This is a genomic window from Streptomyces sp. NPDC046197 (genome assembly GCF_040646295.1).
Lineage (GTDB): Bacteria > Actinomycetota > Actinomycetes > Streptomycetales > Streptomycetaceae > Streptomyces.
Window position 1 is genome coordinate 23,450 of the sequence record NZ_JBEYZY010000004.1, and the last position, 16,250, is coordinate 39,699.

Genomic DNA, 16,250 nt, shown 5'->3' on the forward strand with positions numbered 1-16,250 from the left:
CGCGGCCATCCTGCGACTGGAGTTCCGGCTCGGCGAGGAGGACGGCCTCGGAGGGGAGACCCGGCGGCCGCCGGGGCAGCGTCTCTAGTGGCCCACCGGGCCCGCGGTGCGGCCGACGCACTGGCCGACGACTGCTACGGCGACGGGGTCCGCGCGGCCATCCTGCGACTGGAGTTCCGGCTCGGCGAGGAGGACGGCCTCGGAGGGGAGACCCGGCGGCCGCCGGGGCAGCGTCTCTAGTGGCCCAACTGTCTCAAATCCTGCGTTTCAACAGCCCGCGTCTCAAGAAGCACGTCTCAACGTCCGTACGCCTGCCTGCAGATGGTCGCCTCCGGGCTGTCCGTCTTCCAGCCGCCGTACTGCCGGCCGAGCGCGCAGACGTCCGTGGTGTTCGGCACCTTCGGCACCGGCTGAGGGACGCCGGGCGTCTCGACGCGCGGCAGCCGGTCGTGGTGCCGGTGCCGTGGCTCCGGGAGCGTCGGGTGGTGGGTGTGCGAGGGCGGCGGCCGGTGCCGTTCGGCGGGCGGGGCGGCCGGTGCGGCCGGGGCCCGGGTGTGCGCCGTGGTGCTCCGGTCGTGGGGCGGGCCGACCATCTCCAGGGCCTCGCGGGCCGGGGCCTGAACGGCGCGCGGCTCGGTGCTTCCGTCCGGGCGGGGCCCCGACGGCCAGGTCGGCGCCGCACGCGGACCGGGAGCGGGCGGCCGCTGCACGGTGACACAGCCGGAGAGGGCCGAGACGGCCACGGTGACCAGAAGCGTTGCGGTGGTCGTCGTTCGATGCACCCATGCAACTCTGCTGGTCCCGGGCGACCTTGGGAACACCGGGCGAGCCAAGGATGCCCCACACGGGTGATCTCAGTCCCCGTACGGAGTGCGCGTGCCCCGAGCGGGTGACGCCGCTCGCTCGGCCTCCGGCCCCTCAGTCTCCGGTGGCTCCGTCGATGCGCTCCCGGAGCAGGTCGGCGTGGCCGTTGTGGCGGGCGTACTCCTCGATCATGTGCGTGTAGATCCACCGCAGACTGAACGGCTCGTCGGTGAACCTGCTCCGCCCCTTCGAGAGGTCGTCCAGGGCGAAGCCGGCGGCGTTGCGGCGCGCGGTCTCGATCTCGGCCTGCCAGGTGGCGTACGCCTCCGCCCAGGTGTCCTCCTCGGTCGGGTGGAAGTCGCCGTCCCGGTCCTCGTCGCTGTAGTAGATCGGCCCGGGGTCCTCACCCACCAGTACCTTGCGGAACCAGCCCCGCTCCACCTCCGCCATGTGCCGCACCAGCCCCATCAGGGACAGCTCGGACGGCTCCGCCGACGCGGTGCGCAGCTGCTCGTCGGTCAGGCCCTGGCACTTCCCCGCCAGTGTCTGCCGGTGGTAGTCCAACCAGCCTTCCAGCATGGTGCGTTCGTCGGCGTTCTGGGCAGGCTCTCGGCGCTCGGTCGTCATGACCTGATCCTCGCCCACCCGCGGTCCTTCACACCAGGCGTTTTCCGGCGCCCAGCATGCCGTCCAGCAGCTCCCGCAGCCCCGCGCGCACCTCGTCCAGCCCGGGCACCCGGGCGTGGAACGCGCCGGCGACGCAGGAGAACATCAGCCCGTCCGACCAGGCCACCAGCGACAGCACCTGACGGTCCGGGTCGGGGGAGCCCACGGCGACGAGCAGCTCGGCGAGCTGTTCGCGAAATCGCGCGCCCGCCGCGTCGAAGTACGCTCGCAGCTCCGGGCGGCGGGTCGCCTCGAGGGCGAGTTCGTAGCGGGCGAGTGTCAGTTCGCGGTTGCGGGTGAGCGCCCGGTGCGTCGCCAGGGCGAGCCCGTCCACCAGGGAGCGGGGACCGCCGCATCCCGGATCCGGCATCTCGTGCAGCGCCAGCACCCGCGCCTCACGCTCGGCCAGCCGCCGCACCGCGAGCTCCAGCAGGGCCTGGCGGGTGCGTGCGAGATTCGAGGTCGATCCCTGCGGCAGTCCGGCCGCCTCGTCGACCGCGCGATGGGTGAGACCGCGCATGCCGCGCTCTGCGAGCAGCGCGAGGGCCGTGTCGGCGACGAGGTCGGCGCGCGCGGCGGCCGCGGAGCGTACGGACATGGAGATCAACCTATCCCGGTGACCACAACCGTAGCCCCGGTCCCGCCAACCGGCACTACATCCGTAGTCCACTGACTACATCCGTAGTACAGTCGGGGCCAGGTTCGAACTACAGCTGTAGTCCAGTGTGGCGCCGCCAGGCCGGCGTCGTACCTTCGTCGTAGCGTCCAGGAGGAGCCATGTCCCAGCAGTCACGTGCCGTCGTCATCGGGGGTGGCATCGGAGGCCTGACCGCGGCGGTGGCCCTGCACCTGTCCGGCCGGGAGGTCATCGTGCTGGAGCAGGCCCGCTCCCTGGAGCCCGTCGGCGCCGGCATCTCGCTCTCCCCGAACGCTCTGCGCGCGCTGGACGTCATCGGCGTCGGAGACCAGATCCGTGACCTCGCCGCCTGGCAGGGGGACGGCGGACTGCGCACCCCGGGCGGACGCCGGCTCACCAGAACCAGCGCCGCCGCTGCCACCGAACGCTTCGGCGGACCCCTCGTCCTGCTGCACCGCGCCAGGCTGATCCGCAGCCTGGCCGCGCTCCTCCCGCCGGAAGCCGTCCGGACGACCTGTGCCGCGCATCTCGCCGACGCCGGCGACGCCCGCCGTCCGGCGCGCGTGACCACACCGGACGGGGAGCTGGAGGCCGATCTGGTGGTCGCCGCGGACGGCATCCACTCCGCCGCGCGCCGGGCCCTGTTCCCGGATCATCCGGGGCCCGTCTACTCCGGGTTCACCACCTGGCGCCTCGTCATCCCGGTGCCCGGCGTCACGTTCGCCTCGCACGAGACGTGGGGCAGGGGCAGTCTGTGGGGCACGCACCCGCTCAAGGACGGCCGCGTCTACGCGTACGCCGCCGCCATGACGCCGGCCGGCGGGCACGCGGCCGACGACGAGAAGGCCGAACTCCTTCGCCGCTTCGGCGACTGGCACGACCCGATTCCCGCCGTGATCGGCGCCGCCCGCCCCGAGGACGTGTTGCGCCACGACGTCCACCACATCGCCGAGCCCCTGCCCGCCTTCCACCGCGGCCGGGTCGCCCTCCTCGGGGACGCCGCGCACGCCATGCCGCCGACCCTCGGCCAGGGCGGCAACCAGGCCATCGAGGACGCGGTCGTGCTCGCCCACCACGCGGCCGACCTCGCCGCCTACACCGCCGCCCGGCTGCCCCGCACGACCGCCGTCGCCCGCCAGGCCGTCACCGCCGCCCGGCTCAACATGCTCCCCGGCCGCGCCGGGACCGCCGTGCGCAACACCGCGATCGCCGCGCTCTCCAAGGCCCGGCCCGCGCTGCTGCTGCGGAGCTTCGACGGCATCGCCGACTGGCGGCCGCCGCAGCCGCCGTATGCTGCCGTGCAGAGGGAACGGGCCAGCGGCGAGGACATGCAGTGAAGGAGCGCTCGTGAAGGTCGGCTGCATCGGACTCGGGGACATCGCGCAGAAGGCGTATCTGCCGGTGCTCGGCACCCAGCCCGGCGTCGACCTGCATCTGCAGACCCGGACGCCCGCGACCCTCGATCGGGTCGCCGACGGTCTGCACCTGCCCTCCGGGCAGCGCCACCCGGACCTCGACTCCCTGCTCGCCCAGGGCCTCGACGCCGCCTTCGTGCACGCCCCCACCCTCGTCCACCCGCCGATCGTCACCCGGCTGCTGGAAGCGGGGATCCCCACCTACGTCGACAAGCCGCTCGCCTACGAACTCGCCGACTCCCAGCGACTGGTGGCCCTTGCCGAAGAGCGCGGCGTCTCGCTCGCCGTCGGGTTCAACCGGCGGCACGCGCCCGCGTACGCGCAGTGCGCCGAGCACCCGCGCGAGCTGATCCTCATGCAGAAGAACCGCATCGGGCTGCCCGAAGAACCCCGCACGATGATCCTGGACGACTTCATACACGTCGTCGACACGCTGCGGTTCCTGGCGCCGGGCCCGATCGACGACGTGACCGTCCGCGCCCGGGTGCGGGACGGCCTGCTCCACCACGTCGTGCTGCAGCTCGCCGGGGACGGGTTCACGGCACTCGGGGTCATGAACCGGCTCAGCGGCTCGGCGGAGGAGATCCTGGAGGTCTCCGGTCAGGACACCAAGCGCCAAGTGGTCAATCTGGCCGAGACCATCGACCACAAGGGACAGCCGACCGTGCGGCGCCGTGGCGACTGGGTGCCCGTCGCCCGGCAGCGGGGCGTGGAACAGGCCGTGCTGTCCTTCCTCGACGCCGTGCGGGTCGGCAAGGTGCTCAGTGCCCGTGACGCACTGGAGACTCACGAACTGTGCGAGCGGGTGGTACGTGCGGTGCTGGAGCGTTCCGGCGCTGCCTGAGCGCCCGCGTTGCCTCCGTCGCGGCCAGGGCGGTCAGCACGAGCAGGGCGCCGTGCGCCGGCCAGTCCCCGAAGCGGACGTACGGGGTGATGCCGTGCGCGGTCGGTATCTCGTAGATGCGGGCCGTGCTGGCGTCGGTGCCGAGCCAGGAGCCCATGCGCTGTCCGCTCGGGCCGTAGACGGCGGACACGCCGGTCAGCGTGGCGTGCACCATGGGGCGTCCGGTCTCGGCGGCGCGCAGCGCGGCGAGCGAGGCGTGCTGTTCGGGAGCCCAGCTCTGCTGGAACGTCGACGTGGAGGACTGGGCGAGCAGCACCTCGGCGCCGTCCTCGGCGAGATGGCGGCTCATGTCCGGGAACGCGGTCTCGAAGCAGACCATCGGGCCGATCCGCAGACCGTGGCCGACGTTCATCACCACCTGCTCGGTGCCGCGCCTGCGGTCCTCGCCGGCCGCCTTGCCGACGGAGGTGGCCCAGCCGAGCAGGGAGCGCGCCGGAACGTACTCGCCGAACGGGACCAGGCGCATCTTGTCGTAGCGTTCACCTGTCGGGCCGTTCGGGCCCACCAGTACGGAGCTCTTGTAGATGCCGTGCCGGTCGGAGCGCCGGGCGTCCACGTTGACCAGGATGTCGGCGCCGGTCTGCCGGGAGAGCGCGGCGACCCGCCGCGCCAGATCGGGCCGGTCGCCGAGGTCGAAGCCGATGCTGCTCTCGCCCCAGACCACCAGGCCCACGTGCTGCCCGACGAGCCGGCGGGTCAGCTGTTCCTCCCGCGCGAAGCGCTTCTCGCCGCTGGCGGTGCCGTCGACGATGCCCGGCTGGACCACGGCGACCCGGACCCGGCCGTCGACCTCGGGGCGGGGCGCCCACATCCAGGCCGCAGAGGTCGCCGCCGCCGTCGCGACCAGCCCGGCCAGGGCCGGCACCCGGGATTCGCGTACCGCGACCAGCACGGCGACCGCGACGTTGACGGCCACCACCAGGAAGCTCACCAGCCACACCCCGCCGACCGAGGCCAGCCGCAGCGCCGCAGCCACCTGCCACTGGCTGGCGCCGAGCATGCCCCAGGGCCCGCCCAACCCCTGCCAGGAACGCACCAGTTCCACGGCCAGCCAGCCCGAGGGCAGCACGACGAGGGCGGCCGCGCACCGCCCCGCTCCGGGTATGCCGGTCAGGAAACGGCGCACGAGCAGGCCCCAGGGGGCCCACAGGGCCCCGAGCAGCGCCGCGATGAGGACCGTGAAGACGTGCAGGCTGGGCAGCAGCCAGTGGTGCACGGCCAGCATGAAGCCCAGGCCGCCGAACCAGCCGTCGTACGCCGCCCGCTTCCAGGTCGGGGCCGAGCGGGCGAGCAGGATCCAGGGGACCAGCGCGACGTAGGCGAACCACCACAGCGACGGTGCGGGAAAGGCGAACATGGGCAGGGCGCCCGCGAGGGCGGCGAGCAGCGATCGCCGCCACGGGGAGGCGAGCCAGTGGCCGAACGTCTTCATACGGCGCCCTTCTACCCCTTGGTGGCTCCAGTTTGCGCGCTGTGGCGGATCTCGCACAGGGGGCGTCGGCCCGGCCGGGGCGCCGGGCGATTCCGCTCAGTCGGGCACCGGTGCCGGGCGGACCCCGGACACACGGCGCCACTTCTCCCGCACCACCACCTCGCGCAGCCGCCAGCCCTCGTCCGTGCGCAGCAGCGTGAACGCGTACCGGCCGCCGCACACGAAGTCGGGCGCGCCCGCGGCGCCGTCGCCGGCCCCACCGTCTGCGGCGAAGCACATCGGATTGACGTAGTCGGCCTGCACCCGGGCCGTGTCGCCGGTGCCCTGTTCGAGGATCCCGAACCGCAGCCGCCGATTGACGATCAGATGCTGCCGCACGGGGAACAACCGCATGGTGTCGGCCAGCCACCCGGCGACCTGTCCGGCCGCGCCCTCGATGCCGCCCGCCGACCGGTAGTCCGCCCGCCCGTCCGGTGTGAACAGTCCCTGGTACGCCGTCCAGTCGCCGTCGTCGACCGCCACCGCGTACTCGGTGATCAGGCCGTCGAGGGCCAGCCGGTCCATCACGGTCGCGAGCTCGATACGCTGCGTCATCGGGCCAGTGTTGGGCATGGGGCCCGAGGAGCCAAGGGGCGTGCGGTGGTTTCGCCCGCGCACCCGGCCCCTGCGCTCCTCGCGCCGCCGCCCCTGCGCTCCTCGCGCCGCCGCCCCTGCGCTCCTCGCGCCGCCGCCTCTCGCTCCTCGCGCCGCCGCGCTCCGTCGCCGTCAGGCGGCCGGGACCGTCGCCCGAGCAGCGGCCACGCCCCGCGCCGCGCAGGTGCGGGCGGGGTTCGGGGGCCTAGGGTCATCCTGTACGTGGTGTCGTCGGCCGGTGGAGCGGGGTCCGTATGAAGCGTCTCGTGACAGTGGTCACCGGCGGGAGCCGGGGCATTGGCGCCGCGATCTGCCGACGGCTCGCCGCCGACGGGCACGACGTGGTGGTGGGGTACGTCCGGGACGGCAAGGCGGCAGAGGCGGTGGCGGACGCCGTGAGTGAGGCCGGGGCGCGCAGTGTCACCGTACGGGCGGACACCTCGGTCGAGGCGGACGTCGAGCGGCTCTTCGCCACGGCCGAGGAGCGGCTCGGGCCGGTGACCGGGCTGGTGAACAACGCCGGGGTGACCGGCCCGCTGGGCCGGCTCGCCGACGCGGACCCCGCCGACCTGCGGCACGTCGTGGAGGTCAACCTCCTCGGCACGCTGCTGTGTTCGCGTCGCGCCGCACAACTCATGACACCCCGGGGCAGCGGTGCCATCGTGAACGTGTCGTCCGCCGCCGCGACACTGGGCAGCCCCGGCGACTTCGTCCACTACGCCGCGGCCAAGGCCGCCGTGGACACGCTGACGCTGGGCCTCGCCAAGGAGCTCGGCCCGGACGGCATCCGGGTCAACGCGGTCGCACCCGGCGTGATCGACACCGAGATGCACGCGGAGATGGGCGACCCGGACCGGGCCCGGCGCGCCGCCGCCGCGATTCCGCTGGGCCGCCCGGGCCGGGCCGAGGAGATCGCCGCGGCCGTCGCATGGCTGATGTCGCCGGACGCCTCCTATGCGACGGGGGCCGTGCTGCGGGTGTCGGGCGGGCGCTGACGCCCGCCCCGGACGTCAGGCCGCCTCGATGACCTCGCCCCGGATGGCGGCGGCCCACTCGACCACCAGCAGCTCGTACTCCGCGCGCTCCTGGGCCGACAGGGACCCGCCCGCACGCAGCCAGAGCGCCCGGATCTGCTCGTTCAGCTCGGCAGCAGACCGCACGGAACCAGGGGCCACTGAATCGGGGGACATGACCACAAGCCTAGGGGCAAGCACTGACACTGCGCTACCGGACGGCTACGCGGACCGCAGGGAGTCGGTCACGCGCGGCGGCCGGCCCTGCGTACTGACCGGACAGTCAGTCCCGCTGTCATGGTCCGGCAGCAGCCGTGGATCGGGCCGTCCTTCACGCCCAGCTCCTGAAGACTCGCCCGTTGTCACGCCGGCGTGGGTCCGGTCACCGTCCAGCCCGGGGACTGTGGGTGGGGGGTGAGGTCCCCGTGGTGGACCGCGCTGCCGCAGGCCTCGCAGGTGACGACGGGGACCAGCGGGTGGCCGCAGGCGTGCTCGAGCACCATGGGGCGTTCGCCGTCCTGGCGGAGGTGGCGGTCGCCCCATGCCATGAGGGTCATCAGCACCGGCTCGAGTTCGATGCCCGCCTGGGTGGGCCGGTATTCGAAGCGCTGCGGGCGCTCGCTGTAGACGCGCTTGGTCAGGACCCCGGCGTCGACGAGGCGGCGCAGCCGGGTGGCAAGGATGTCGCGCGGGGCGCCGATGTTGCGCACGAGCTGGTCGAAGCGGCCGTTGCCGAGGCACACCTCGCGCAGGACGAGCAGGGAGTACTTCTCGCCGACGAGGGCCAGGGTGTCGGCGATGGAACAGGGGCGCGGGTTCTTCGTGGCGGCCATGGTGTCAGTCTATGTGAGGGTTGGATTTTCCAACTCGCCGAGCTATGGTGGGTCCGGATTTCCTACTCATCGGTAACCGGCCTCCCGGCACACAGTCCGCGGAAACCGGCCACCGACCAGCGGCCAAGGAGGCCCGCACCATGCGTGACGCAGTCATCGTCGAAGCCGTACGCACACCGATCGGGAAGGGAAAGCCGAACGGCGCCCTCGCGCACGTCCATCCCGTCGAGCTCCTCGCGCACACCCTGCGCACCCTCGTCGACCGCTCCGGCATCGACCCGGCGCTGATCGACGACGTGATCGGCGGGACCGTCGACCAGGTGGGCGAGCAGGCCATGAACACGACCCGGTACGCCGTCCTGTCGGCGGGCCTGCCCGAGACGGTCCCCGCGACCACCGTCGACCGGCAGTGCGGCTCCTCCCAGCAGGCCGTGCACTTCGCGGCCCAGGGCGTCCTCTCCGGCGCCTACGACCTCGCCGTCGCCTGCGGTGTCGAGTCGATGAGCCGGGTACCGATGTGGTCCAACGTCCCGGCCGGCAGGGACCCGTTCGGACCGGGCGTCGCCGAACGCTACCCCGACGGCCTCGTCCCGCAGGGCATCAGCGCCGAGCTCATCGCCGCCAAGTGGTCCATCAGCCGCGAGCAGATGGACACCTTCGCCGTCTCCTCCCACCACAAGGCGGCCGCGGCCCGGGCGGCCGGCCTGTTCGAGGCCGAGCTCGCACCGCTGGACGGCGTCACGGGTGACGAGAGCATCCGGCCGGGCAGCACCACCGAGATCCTCGCCGACCTCAGGCCCGCCTACTACGACCCGGCCTTCGCCGAGCGCTTCCCGCAGATCGAGTGGAACGTCACCGCGGGCAACGCCAGCCCCGTCAACGACGGCGCCTCCGCCGTGCTCATCACCTCCAGCGAGACCGCGGCCCGCCTCGGCCTGCGCCCGCTGGCCCGGCTGCACAGCTTCGCCGTCACCGGTTCCGACCCGCTCCTGATGCTCACCGGCGTCGTCCCGGCCACCGAGAAGGTGCTCCGCAGGGCCTCGCTGACCCTCCGCGACATCGACCTGTTCGAGGTCAACGAGGCCTTCTCCAGCGTCGTGCTGGCCTGGCAGCAGGAGACCGGGGCCGACCTCGCCAAGGTCAACGTCCACGGCGGCGCCATCGCCCTCGGCCACCCGCTCGGCGCCAGCGGCACCCGCCTGACCACGACGCTCGTCCACGCGATGCGGGAACGCGGCGCCCGCTACGCCCTGCAGACGATGTGCGAGGCGGGCGGACTCGCCAACGCCATGATCCTGGAGGCGGTATGACCCGTCGCCGGGGGAGGGGCATGGACTGACGCCGGTCGGTGCGGGTCCGTCACGGACCCGCGGCCGGCGCACCGTCAGCGCGAGCGCAGTTGGTGGCGCTTGCGCCAGGCGACCACCGCGCCGGCCAGGGCCGGTACGGCAATGCCGGCCATCGCGATCACGAAGGCCGGGGAGGTCGGCGCGGAGGCGCGGGCTCCGGCGACGACGTACGCGGCGGTGTTCGGGACGGAACCGAGCGCCGTCGCCAGCAGGAACGGCAGCCAGCCCATGCGGGAGACGGCGGCACAGTAGTTGGCGGCCCAGAAGGGCACCCCCGGAAACAGCCGCGCCACCATCATGGAGCGGAAGCCGTGCCTGCTCAGCTGTCCGTCCGCCGCCTTCAGCCAGCGTCCCCGCAACAACGGCCGCAGCGCGTCCTGGCCCAGCCCCCGGCCGAGACCGAAGGCCACCTGGGCCCCCAGCACCGTGCCGGTCAGCGCGGCCACGAGCCCCAGTTGCGAACCGAAGAGCGCGCCCGCGGCGAGGTTCAGCAGGGGCCGCGGGACGAACGCCACCGTGCACAGGCCGTACGCCACCGCGAACACCGTCGCCGCCGTGGCCCCGCCGAGGTGGGGCGGCCAGCCGTGGGTCAGCAGCTGCTGCGGCTGGAAGAACAGCACCGAGGCTCCCGCCGCCGCGAGCAGGACGAGCAGCAGGGACAGCCTTGCCCAGGGCGAGAGCAGGAGTCCCGTACCGCGGGCGACGAGCCCCGTCGGCTCGCCGCGACCCGGTGTGCCGGACACCGGGACGCCCGTGGTGGCGGCCGGGGGAGTGGCCGTGGCGGTGCCGCCAGAGCGGGTGGCATCGAGCATCCGGCGACACTAACCGACGGATTGTGTGATCGCCGTATGGTTCCTCTCATGAGTGTCACAGGTGCGCCAGGCCGGAACGCGCCGCACAGCGTCCTCGCCGACACCGTGCTGGAGCGGCTCACCGCCACGTACGCCCCCGCGGCCGACCCGGAAAAGGCCGTGGCCATGCGGGCGTACATGAAGGACGCGGCTCCCTTCCTGGGCATCGCGACGCCTGCCCGCCGCGCCCTGTCCCGCACCGTCGTCGAGGGGCTGCCCCGCCCCGACGAGGGCGACTGCACGGCCGTCGCCCTGCGCTGCTGGGCCCTGCCCGAACGCGAGTACCACTACTTCGCCGTCGACTACCTGCGCCGGCACGTGGGCCGTTGCTCGTCCGGGTTCCTCCCCGTGGCCCGGCATCTGATCACCACCATGCCCTGGTGGGACACGGTGGATCTGCTCGCCGCGCACGTCGTCGGTGCGCTGGTCGCGGCCGATCCACGACTGACGGCCGACATGGACGTCTGGATCGCGGACGACGACCTCTGGGTGGCCCGCACGGCCCTGCTCCACCAGCTGCGCTACAGGGAACGCACCGACGCCGAGCGCCTGTTCGCCTACTGCCTGCACCGGTCCGGGCACCCGGACTTCTTCGTCCGCAAGGCGATCGGCTGGTGCCTGCGCGAGTACGCCAAGACCGACCCGGAGGCCGTACGGGCCTTCCTGGACCGGGAGCGGAGCAGGTTCGCGCCGCTGACGGTGCGGGAGGCGCTGAAGGACATCGGCGTGTGAGCGCGGTTCCGCGGCCGCGGCGGTGGAAAACCATTCGACGCGAGCGGGACCGTCCGCGATGATCGACGACATGTTCCGGCACGCCTTCCTCCTCGCAGCATCCGCAGTCGCGGATGCCCCGAAGGCTGCCGTCCCGATTTTCGTGGCCGCAGCCGACGGCGCCCGAAGCTGACCCTCTCCGGATCGACCGGCGGACCCCGCAGGGGGAGGGTCGGCAAGTTCCTGGGGTCCCCGTCCCGGCCGCGCGCCCGAGTCCGCGCCGGGGCCGTCACCGAGCACCACACGAGAGGCCTCGAGGTACAGCCATGCCCAAGACGGCATACGTGCGCACGAAACCACACCTGAACATCGGCACGATGGGCCACGTCGACCACGGCAAGACCACCCTGACCGCCGCCATCACCAAAGTCCTCGCCGAGCGGGGCACCGGCACCTTCGTACCGTTCGACCGCATCGACCGGGCCCCGGAGGAGGCCGCCCGCGGCATCACCATCAACATCGCGCACGTCGAGTACGAGACCGACACCCGGCACTACGCGCACGTGGACATGCCGGGCCACGCCGACTACGTCAAGAACATGGTCACCGGCGCGGCGCAGCTCGACGGGGCGATCCTCGTCGTCTCCGCGCTCGACGGGATCATGCCGCAGACCGCCGAGCACGTGCTGCTCGCCCGGCAGGTGGGCGTGAACCACATCGTCGTCGCCCTCAACAAGGCCGACGCGGGCGACGAGGAGCTCACCGACCTCGTCGAGCTGGAGGTCCGCGACCTGCTCAGCGCCCACGGCTACGGCGGCGACGCCGTGCCCGTGGTACGGGTCTCCGGACTGAAGGCGCTGCAGGGCGACCCGCAGTGGACGGAGTCGATCGAGGCACTGCTCGACGCGGTGGACACCTACGTGCCCATGCCCGAGCGGTACCTGGACGCGCCCTTCCTGCTGCCGGTCGAGAACGTCCTCACCATCACCGGCCGGGGCACGGTCGTCACCGGGGCGGTCGAGCGGGGCACGATCCGCGTCGGCGACCGGGTCGAGGTGCTCGGCGCCGAGGTGGAGACGGTGGTCACCGGTCTGGAGACCTTCGGCAAGCCCATGGAGGAGGCGCAGGCCGGGGACAACGTCGCGCTGTTGCTGCGCGGCGTTCCGCGCGACGCGGTCCGCCGCGGGCACGTCGTCGCGGCGACCGGCAGCGTCGTACCGAAGCGGCGCTTCAGCGCGCAGGTGTACCTGCTGTCGGCGCGCGAGGGGGGCCGCGCGACGCCGGTCGCCACCGGGTACCGGCCGCAGTTCTACATCCGGACCGCGGACGTGGTCGGTGACATCGACCTCGCGGGGACGGCCGTCGCGCGGCCCGGCGACACGGTCACCATGACGGTGGAGCTGGGGCGCGACGTTCCACTGGAGCCGGGGCTGGGGTTCGCCATCCGTGAGGGCGGACGGACCGTCGGCGCGGGCACGGTGACATCGGTCGACTGACGGTTGCGCGGCGCACGACCCGCGTGCGCCGTGGGGCGCGGGTGGCTGTGGACCGGTCGTGGCCGGTCGCGCAGCTCCCCGCGCCCCTTCGGCGGCGGGCAGCGGTGCCCGGGGCCCATCCGCGCCGGGGACAATGGAGGCGTGAGCGAGCCCATACCCGTCATCCGTACCACCGACCACGGCACCGCCAGGCTGATGCCCGACGTCGACCGGGCGCGGGCCTGGCTGCTGACCGTCGACGGGGCGCCGCAGTCGTACGTCGACCTGGACGAGCCGACCCATCTGGAGTTCGAGTACGCCCGGCGGCTCGGGCACGTCCTGGACACCGTCGGCGAGCCGGGGCGCCCGCTGGACGTGCTGCACCTCGGCGGTGGCGCGCTCACGCTGCCCCGCTACGTGGCCGCCACCCGCCCCGGCTCGCGGCAGGACGTCGTCGAGGCCGACCAGGGGCTGCTGGAACTGGTCGTCGCCCATCTGCCGCTGCCGGACGACGCCCGCACCGCGCTGCACGCCGCCGACGCCCGCGCCTGGCTCGAGGCCGCTCCGGCCGACTCCGCGGACGTGCTGATCGCCGACGTCTTCGGCGGGTCCAGGGTCCCGGCACACCTGACGTCCCTGGCCTACGCCCGCGAGGCGGAGCGCGTGCTGCGGCCGGACGGTGTCTACCTCGCCAACCTCGCGGACGCCGCGCCCTTCACCTTCCTGCGCTCCCAACTCGCCACGTTCGCCGCGGTCTTCGGGGAGCTGGCGCTGATCGCCGAGCCCGGGGTGCTGCGCGGCCGTCGCTTCGGCAACGGGGTGCTCGTCGCCGCTCACCACCCCGTCGACACGGCTGCCCTGACCCGGCTCACGGCCTCCGACGCCTTCCCCGCCCGGATCGAACACGGCGCGGCCCTGCGGGACTTCACCGGTACCGCCGCGCCGGTACGGGACGAGGACGCCGTGCCGTCACCCCAGCCCCCCGACGGCGCGTTCCGCGTCGGCTGACCCGTTTACCGAACGCGGCGACAAGCCGCACGAAAGTCGCCACACTCACAGGCGGGAGGCGCTGCTCTTCAGGGGGGACTGGATGAGTACACCGGGGGACTCACGCATCGCACAGGTGCTCGCGATGGTGGGGGCATCCGCGCCGGCTGTGGCGCGGGACGAGTACGAGGAGCTCTACGACGAGTTCGCCGAAGAAGTGCTTGCCACCGGGCGCATTCCCGGCATGAGCTCGGTGCGGGAGGACCGCAGCTCGGCGGGAATCCTCGACGGCCATGTCGCGCTGGGCATGGGACTCACGGTTGTCGGCGAGATCGCCTGGAAGCTGATGTCCGTCGCAACGGACATGGCCGTCGAGCGAGGCCTGCGCGACGCGGCGTCGTTCCTGCGCCGGTGCCTGCGCGGTGAACGCGAGGTGTCCGCACAGGAGTTGGCCGACCGGATCACCCGCGCCGGGCTCAGCACCCTGGTTGACGCGGAGACACTCGTCCTGGTCGTCCGCCTGCAAGCAGAAGCCCTGGCCGACCATGCCGACCGGCAACCGGTCGACCCCGACCGGGCGTGACGAAGAGCTGGGCCGACAGGCTTACGCGGGGTCGATCCGGTCCGTCCGCAGCGTCGAGCGGTGATGCTGGAGCGGTCTCCTTGCGCCAGCGCCCTCTCGGAGCCCTCTCCGAAAGGGCGGCCGCCCGGCTTCGGCCGTTTCGTGGCCATGCAGATGGTTTTCGCCACGGGGGTTGTCATCCCGGCCGTGCTCGCCGCCACGAGTTGACGCGTGTGTGCGGGGACGGTCACCGGCCGACCGTCCCCGCCCCGGCCACCTCGTGCCCCAGCGGTCAGCCGGTGGGGTCCCCGTGCAGTCGGACCGTGCTGAGGATCTTCTGGATCGTCGCGTCGGAGAGTTCCTCCTTGACTCCCTTGGCCCCGTAGAGGGTCCAGGAGGCGAAGTCGCCCTGTGAGTCCTTGAACGCGAACGAGACCGCCTTGCCGTCGGTGTCGCACTTGTGCGTCTTCGGCACACCGGACGTGTAGGAGATGGCGACGCTGCCCTTGACGCCGGACTTGGTGGTGTAGGGCTTGGCCGTACCGATCTTCAGGTACTTCTTGGAGGCGTCGCTCTGGTCGGTGTAGCCGCCGAAGGCGAAGGCGGCGGCGTCCCCGCGGGCGATGCTGGCGGTGTCCTTGCCGCCGTCCTCGCCCTTGGTGCCGCTGGCGGCCAGTGACGACGTCTCCTTGGTGCCGTCCTTGTTGTCGTCCGACGTGCACCAGTCGTGCTTCAGGAAGGCGGGCCCGGAGAAGCCGATGTACGGCGAGCCGTCCCCCTTCTTCCGGTCCTCGAAGAAGGTGAGCACGCCGGGAGACTCGACCTGCCAGTCGGCGGGCACGTCGAACGCGGTGCCGTGCTTGGGGTTGACGACGACCTTCCAGCCGGGAATGGTCGGCTTCTCGGTTTCCGTGCCGCGCGGGTTGTCGTCCGACGCGGACGCCGAGACGCTCGGGTCCGCCGACGCCGACCGGCTCGGCTTGTCGTCGGTCTTGCCGCCGTCGGCCTTGTCGTCCTTGTTGCCGCCGAGTATCAGGAATCCGGTGACGCCGGCGGCCACCACGACGGCGACCGCCGCGATGATGGCGACGAGTTTCGTCCGGTCGCCGCCGCCCCCGCCCTGGGGCGGCTGCGGCGGCTGCGGGAGGCCCACGGGCGTGGGCGCCCCCCACTGCGGCTGCTGCGCATAGGCGTTGGGCTGCTGCTGGTACCCGGGCTGCTGATACGGATTCGGCTGCTGGTACCCCGGCTGCTGGTACGGGTTGTTCTGCGGGTTCTGCTCGCCCCCGGGCGGCTGCTGTCCTGGCCACATGAGCAGCAACCCTAGTGGCGCCAGGGATACGTTTCGGTCACCACCCCTTGTCAGGGACGTACCAATGTGACGTACCCGTGCGGCGCGGATCGGTGAGCGGCTCTGGCCCCAGGTGGCTACCCGTGAGTAACATGGCGGCATGAGCGCAGATCAGATGTCGATCGGCGAGATGCTCGCCGCCACCGTGCCGATGGCCCGGACCCTCAACCTCCAGTTCCTGGAGACCTCGCCGGACAAGGCCGTGGTGGCCCTGCCGGACCAGAGCGACTACCACAACCACGTGGGCGGGCCGCACGCCGGCGCGATGTTCACGCTCGGGGAGTCCGCCAGTGGCGCGATCGTGCTGGCCGCGTTCGGGGCGCAGCTCTCGCGCGCCGTGCCGCTCGCCGTGCGCGCCGAGATCGCCTACCGGAAGCTGGCCATGGGCGAGGTCACGGCCACCGCGACCCTGGGCCGTCCGGCTGCCGAGGTCGTCGCGGAACTGGACGCGGGTGAGCGGCCCGAGTTCCCCGTGTCGATCGAGATCCGGCGGGGCGACGGCGCCGTGACCGGGGAGATGACGGTGGTCTGGACGCTGCGGCCCAACGGCTGAACCGCGTTGCTCCTGACCGGCCCCGGCCCGGCGCGTGCCGGGCGGGGGCCCCGGGGCATGTGCGGCGCGCTCGT

The 16,250-nt window shown here is 72.8% G+C and carries 19 protein-coding genes; 10 read left to right on the forward strand and 9 right to left on the reverse strand.

What is annotated here, in order from left to right; all coding sequences use genetic code 11:
- Nucleotides 1-87 precede the first annotated feature (87 nt).
- Entirely contained in the window at nt 88-240 is a 153-nt protein-coding gene (locus AB0A61_RS07130) for a hypothetical protein (RefSeq protein WP_361288303.1), read from the forward strand.
- A gap of 56 nt (nt 241-296) precedes the next feature.
- On the opposite strand, the gene AB0A61_RS07135 is transcribed toward AB0A61_RS07130, so the two are convergent.
- From AB0A61_RS07135 to AB0A61_RS07145, 3 genes are all read right to left on the reverse strand, one after another.
- Nucleotides 297-782, reverse strand: a complete 486-nt coding sequence (locus AB0A61_RS07135; RefSeq protein ID WP_361287430.1) for a hypothetical protein — start codon at nt 780-782, stop codon at nt 297-299.
- Nucleotides 783-918: 136 nt separating this feature from the next.
- Entirely contained in the window at nt 919-1,431 is a 513-nt protein-coding gene (locus AB0A61_RS07140; RefSeq protein WP_361287433.1) for a DinB family protein, read from the reverse strand.
- 28 nt (nt 1,432-1,459) lie between these two features.
- A complete protein-coding gene (locus AB0A61_RS07145) occupies nt 1,460-2,068 on the reverse strand; it encodes a TetR family transcriptional regulator C-terminal domain-containing protein (RefSeq protein ID WP_361287436.1) in 609 nt (202 codons plus the stop codon).
- 179 nt (nt 2,069-2,247) lie between these two features.
- Between AB0A61_RS07145 and AB0A61_RS07150 the strand changes: the two genes are divergently transcribed.
- Together AB0A61_RS07150 and AB0A61_RS07155 are read left to right on the forward strand one after the other, a co-directional pair.
- Entirely contained in the window at nt 2,248-3,444 is a 1,197-nt protein-coding gene (locus AB0A61_RS07150; RefSeq protein WP_361287438.1) for an FAD-dependent monooxygenase, read from the forward strand.
- A 10-nt stretch (nt 3,445-3,454) separates the two neighbouring features.
- A complete protein-coding gene (locus tag AB0A61_RS07155; protein WP_361287441.1) occupies nt 3,455-4,366 on the forward strand; it encodes a Gfo/Idh/MocA family oxidoreductase in 912 nt (303 codons plus the stop codon).
- Here the strand turns inward: AB0A61_RS07155 and lnt are convergent.
- Nucleotides 4,284-5,858, reverse strand: a complete 1,575-nt coding sequence (lnt, locus tag AB0A61_RS07160; protein WP_361287444.1) for an apolipoprotein N-acyltransferase — start codon at nt 5,856-5,858, stop codon at nt 4,284-4,286. The two genes, AB0A61_RS07155 and lnt, sit on opposite strands and share 83 nt — an antisense overlap.
- Nucleotides 5,859-5,954: 96 nt before the next feature.
- A complete protein-coding gene (locus AB0A61_RS07165; protein ID WP_361287447.1) occupies nt 5,955-6,452 on the reverse strand; it encodes a nuclear transport factor 2 family protein in 498 nt (165 codons plus the stop codon).
- A gap of 293 nt (nt 6,453-6,745) precedes the next feature.
- On the opposite strand from AB0A61_RS07165, the gene AB0A61_RS07170 reads away from it, so the two are divergent.
- Nucleotides 6,746-7,486: a glucose 1-dehydrogenase gene (locus AB0A61_RS07170; protein WP_361287450.1), complete on the forward strand. Its 741-nt coding sequence runs from the start codon at nt 6,746-6,748 to the stop codon at nt 7,484-7,486.
- A gap of 15 nt (nt 7,487-7,501) precedes the next feature.
- Here the strand turns inward: AB0A61_RS07170 and AB0A61_RS07175 are convergent, their stop codons facing one another.
- Together AB0A61_RS07175 and AB0A61_RS07180 are read right to left on the reverse strand one after the other, a co-directional pair.
- Nucleotides 7,502-7,681 carry a hypothetical protein gene (locus tag AB0A61_RS07175; RefSeq protein WP_361287453.1) on the reverse strand — a complete coding sequence of 60 codons (180 nt, stop codon included), beginning with the start codon at nt 7,679-7,681 and terminating at the stop codon, nt 7,502-7,504.
- Nucleotides 7,682-7,866: 185 nt separating this feature from the next.
- Nucleotides 7,867-8,337, reverse strand: a complete 471-nt coding sequence (locus AB0A61_RS07180; RefSeq protein WP_361287456.1) for a helix-turn-helix domain-containing protein — start codon at nt 8,335-8,337, stop codon at nt 7,867-7,869.
- A gap of 140 nt (nt 8,338-8,477) precedes the next feature.
- Here AB0A61_RS07180 and AB0A61_RS07185 point away from each other — a divergent pair, with 140 nt between their 5' ends.
- Nucleotides 8,478-9,647, forward strand: coding sequence for a thiolase family protein (locus AB0A61_RS07185; protein WP_361287459.1), 1,170 nt, complete (start codon nt 8,478-8,480; stop codon nt 9,645-9,647).
- A 74-nt stretch (nt 9,648-9,721) separates the two neighbouring features.
- Here AB0A61_RS07185 and AB0A61_RS07190 read toward each other — a convergent pair whose 3' ends face one another.
- Nucleotides 9,722-10,498, reverse strand: a complete 777-nt coding sequence (locus AB0A61_RS07190) for a TVP38/TMEM64 family protein (RefSeq protein ID WP_361287462.1) — start codon at nt 10,496-10,498, stop codon at nt 9,722-9,724.
- Between the two features lie 48 nt (nt 10,499-10,546).
- Here AB0A61_RS07190 and AB0A61_RS07195 point away from each other — a divergent pair, with 48 nt between their 5' ends.
- From AB0A61_RS07195 to AB0A61_RS07210, 4 genes are all read left to right on the forward strand, one after another.
- On the forward strand, nt 10,547-11,269 hold the full coding sequence (locus AB0A61_RS07195; RefSeq protein WP_361287465.1) for a DNA alkylation repair protein: 723 nt from the start codon (nt 10,547-10,549) through the stop codon (nt 11,267-11,269).
- A 305-nt stretch (nt 11,270-11,574) separates the two neighbouring features.
- Entirely contained in the window at nt 11,575-12,744 is a 1,170-nt protein-coding gene (tuf, locus tag AB0A61_RS07200; protein ID WP_361287468.1) for an elongation factor Tu, read from the forward strand.
- A gap of 141 nt (nt 12,745-12,885) precedes the next feature.
- Nucleotides 12,886-13,731, forward strand: coding sequence for a fused MFS/spermidine synthase (locus tag AB0A61_RS07205; protein ID WP_361287471.1), 846 nt, complete (start codon nt 12,886-12,888; stop codon nt 13,729-13,731).
- A gap of 82 nt (nt 13,732-13,813) precedes the next feature.
- Entirely contained in the window at nt 13,814-14,293 is a 480-nt protein-coding gene (locus AB0A61_RS07210) for a hypothetical protein (RefSeq protein WP_361287474.1), read from the forward strand.
- Between the two features lie 271 nt (nt 14,294-14,564).
- Here the strand turns inward: AB0A61_RS07210 and AB0A61_RS07215 are convergent, their stop codons facing one another.
- Nucleotides 14,565-15,584: a hypothetical protein gene (locus AB0A61_RS07215; RefSeq protein WP_361287477.1), complete on the reverse strand. Its 1,020-nt coding sequence runs from the start codon at nt 15,582-15,584 to the stop codon at nt 14,565-14,567.
- Between the two features lie 139 nt (nt 15,585-15,723).
- On the opposite strand from AB0A61_RS07215, the gene AB0A61_RS07220 reads away from it, so the two are divergent.
- Complete coding sequence (locus AB0A61_RS07220) at nt 15,724-16,176, forward strand: DUF4442 domain-containing protein (RefSeq protein WP_361287479.1); 453 nt, start codon at nt 15,724-15,726, stop codon at nt 16,174-16,176.
- Nucleotides 16,177-16,250: the final 74 nt, after the last annotated feature.

Bases quoted from the DNA above. Each gene is read 5' to 3' on its own strand.
- AB0A61_RS07185 (WP_361287459.1), top strand. From the start codon at position 8,478: ATGCGTGACGCAGTCATCGTCGAAGCCGTACGCACACCGATCGGGAAG.
- tuf (WP_361287468.1), top strand. From the start codon at position 11,575: ATGCCCAAGACGGCATACGTGCGCACGAAACCACACCTGAACATCGGC.
- AB0A61_RS07180 (WP_361287456.1), bottom strand. From the start codon at position 8,337: ATGGCCGCCACGAAGAACCCGCGCCCCTGTTCCATCGCCGACACCCTG.
- AB0A61_RS07220 (WP_361287479.1), top strand. From the start codon at position 15,724: ATGAGCGCAGATCAGATGTCGATCGGCGAGATGCTCGCCGCCACCGTG.
- AB0A61_RS07150 (WP_361287438.1), top strand. From the start codon at position 2,248: ATGTCCCAGCAGTCACGTGCCGTCGTCATCGGGGGTGGCATCGGAGGC.
- AB0A61_RS07140 (WP_361287433.1), bottom strand. From the start codon at position 1,431: ATGACGACCGAGCGCCGAGAGCCTGCCCAGAACGCCGACGAACGCACC.
- AB0A61_RS07215 (WP_361287477.1), bottom strand. From the start codon at position 15,584: ATGTGGCCAGGACAGCAGCCGCCCGGGGGCGAGCAGAACCCGCAGAAC.
- lnt (WP_361287444.1), bottom strand. From the start codon at position 5,858: ATGAAGACGTTCGGCCACTGGCTCGCCTCCCCGTGGCGGCGATCGCTG.
- AB0A61_RS07195 (WP_361287465.1), top strand. From the start codon at position 10,547: ATGAGTGTCACAGGTGCGCCAGGCCGGAACGCGCCGCACAGCGTCCTC.
- AB0A61_RS07175 (WP_361287453.1), bottom strand. From the start codon at position 7,681: ATGTCCCCCGATTCAGTGGCCCCTGGTTCCGTGCGGTCTGCTGCCGAG.
- AB0A61_RS07145 (WP_361287436.1), bottom strand. From the start codon at position 2,068: ATGTCCGTACGCTCCGCGGCCGCCGCGCGCGCCGACCTCGTCGCCGAC.
- AB0A61_RS07190 (WP_361287462.1), bottom strand. From the start codon at position 10,498: ATGCTCGATGCCACCCGCTCTGGCGGCACCGCCACGGCCACTCCCCCG.
- AB0A61_RS07210 (WP_361287474.1), top strand. From the start codon at position 13,814: ATGAGTACACCGGGGGACTCACGCATCGCACAGGTGCTCGCGATGGTG.
- AB0A61_RS07165 (WP_361287447.1), bottom strand. From the start codon at position 6,452: ATGACGCAGCGTATCGAGCTCGCGACCGTGATGGACCGGCTGGCCCTC.
- AB0A61_RS07170 (WP_361287450.1), top strand. From the start codon at position 6,746: ATGAAGCGTCTCGTGACAGTGGTCACCGGCGGGAGCCGGGGCATTGGC.